This is a genomic window from Marinobacter sp. UBA5687, assembly GCF_002420325.1.
GTDB classification, from domain to species: domain Bacteria; phylum Pseudomonadota; class Gammaproteobacteria; order Pseudomonadales; family Oleiphilaceae; genus Marinobacter; species Marinobacter nauticus.
On the sequence record NZ_DIHV01000157.1, the window covers coordinates 1 to 2,661 of the forward strand.

Annotated in this window: 1 protein-coding gene; it reads right to left on the minus strand. The window is 57.8% G+C overall.

All coding sequences use genetic code 11. From position 1 onward, the window contains the following. Window positions 1-221: 221 nt before the first annotated feature. On the minus strand, window positions 222-2,661 hold a 2,440-nt coding region (locus B3Y70_RS16760; RefSeq protein ID WP_288590161.1), incomplete at its 5' end, for a tetratricopeptide repeat protein.

The window sequence follows — 2,661 nt, forward strand, 5'->3', positions numbered from 1 at the left end:
GCTGTCGGTGGCAAATCCTCAATATCCCTGAACTGCCAGTTCTGACAGCCGCTGAGCAGAACCACCACGGTGCCTACGCTCAACACTTTGATAGCAGCCATAACCCACCTTCCTTGCTATTGGAAACAATATGTAAAGTATTGTTGCAGTGTGTCAGGGCTGCCACCGGCGGCTAGGAACGTTTCGTTATGTCCTCTCTTTGGTTATAGCGCGAGTAATGATTAGCCGTTGTTGCCTGTGCTGAACTTGTCCATGATCTGCTGGGCCGCATCCGTGCGGCCGGTGGCTCGATAAGCTTCGGCCAGATGCATGGCAATTTCCTGGGAATCCGGTGCCAGGGAATGGGCTCTTTCCAGTACCGCCAGGCTTTGCTCGTGTTCACCAGCCTCGAACAGGATCCAGCCGTAGGTATCTGCAATCGCAGCATTTTCGGGCACCAGTTCGTAGGCGCGTTTGGCCAGTGATGCCGCTTCGCTGTTGCCGGCCTCGTAATACAGCCAGGCGAGATTGTTCAGCGCCAGGGCGTTGTCCGGGGCCAGTTGCAGAACCTGCTGGTAGTGCTCAATGGCCGCATCCGTCTGGCCTGCTTGCTGGGTTTGAAGCGCCAGTGTAAGCAGAATTGACGAATTGTTCGGGAATTGTTTGTTGGCTTCGTGCAGTGCTTCTATCGAATTCTGAGATCGGCCGGCGTTAGAGAGTGCGCGAGCATGGGCGATGGCCAGTTCCGCCGTTTGTCGCTTGGCCAGCGCCAGTTGATAAAGCTCAGCAGCTTGCTGATGTTCGCCCTGGTTTTCGTAATAGCTGGCTTCTACCTGGTAGGGCGCGGGGGAGTCCGGATGATGCTGCTTGGCATCCTGCAGCGCGCTGCGCGCGGCGGTTGCGTTGCCATTGCTGAATTCGATGGCAGCCACTTTTAGGGCGATGGCCTCGTTCTCAGGGAAGAGCGCTCGTCCGCGGCTCAGGATCTCCAGAGCGCGCTCGCTGTTGTCGCGCTGTGCCATTTGAGTGGCAATGCCTTCATATACCGCAGCGACCAGCGGTTCAGCCGGTGAGGGCTGGTCTTCCCGCTCTCTTTCCATCAACCGGGCGGTCAGTTCATCGGCTCGCAACGTATCGTTGTTGATCAGCGCGGATTCCAGAAGGATCAGCCGCGGTCCGTTTGCCTCAGGATGTTGCGTGCTGATTTCCTGCATCAGCCCGGTCAGTTGATCGCGCTTCATCACACCGGCAAGGGCCTGAATGGCGGGCAGGTTGTTCGGGTTGGTTTCGACCGCCTGACGGTACCAGGTAATCGCCTGCTCTGTGTTCTGCTGTTCGCGGGCAAGGTTGCCCAGAGCTACCAGAGGAGCAGCTTCTTCCGGGTGTTGCTTGTGCGCCCGCTCAAAGTAGCTGGCCGCCTGTTGGGTGTTGTTCAGGCTGCTGGCCAGGTTTCCCCGGGCGATCAAAGCCGCCATGCTTTCCGGATTGGCTTTAAGCCAGGTATCCAGGGTTTCTGTTGCCGCCTGCGAATTGCCAGACAACGCCTGGGCCTGGGAGGTCAGAATTGTGGCCTGCAGGGCCTCCGTGGCATCCGACGGAATCTGACTGGCCTGTTTGATGGCATTGGCGAAATCACGGGTTTGAGTGAGGTAAGCCGCATAGCGCAAACGCAGGTTGTGGTTGTCTGGTGCCAGTTCCAGCGACTTTTCCAGGAGCTGGCGGCCACTCTGATCGTCGCCAGAAGCCAGGCTTGCAATGCCTACCAGTGCCAGTGTTTGTGGATCGGCGTCGCTGCCCTCCAGGTCTTCCAGCAGTGATTTTGCGCCTGCCGGGTCGCGCATGGATATGCGGGTGGCGGCCAGGAGTTTGCGTACTTCATCGGCGTTTTCCATATCGGCCAGTGGTGCAAGCAGTTTCTCCGCCTCCTCGGGGCGGCCTTGCCGATAACGTATTACGCCCAGCATCAATGCGCTTTGTTGATGGTTGGGAACCTGGTTAAGGACTTCCTGCAGATACCTGGCGGCGGTATTCAGGTCGCCATCATTATAGGCTGAGGCCGCGGCTTCCAGGTTGCTTTTGATCGTACCCGGACCGGACTTGGCAAGGATTTCCTCATAGACAAATGCCTCCGCCGATTTGCCCTGCTCACGCAGAACGGTGATCAGGGCCGAAATGGTCTGGTATTTCCGGAAGGTCATAACGTCGAACTGGCCGATGGTCTCCAGTGCGCGTATGTACGCCTGCTCAGCTTCGGCCCATTGTTGCTGGGCATGGGCGAATTGCGCTTTCCAGAGCCAGACGTCTTCGTGTTCAGCGTCAATCTCTACGGCTTTCTCAAGGCGTTCCTTTGCAGTGTCGAAGTCGCCCTTGGCAGTGGCAACCCGAGACAGGCCGACCATGGCAACAACGTTATTGCTGTGTTTGTCGAACGCGCTCTGGTAGGCCTCTTCGGCCTTATCAAAGTCGCCGCTGGTCAACCAGGCGCGGCCCTTCAGGTTGTCCGCCTGCAACTCCTGGTCCGGGGAGGGAGATGAGATCTGTTCCAGAGATGCAAGGGCTTCCTCGCTTTTACCCTGGAGAATTCGGGCTTCGGCCCGGATCAACACAGCCTGATTGCGTTCGGATTGTCCGAGCTCCTCGATGTTGGTGTTTTCAAGAAGCTTGTCCAGTTGCCGTTCAGCG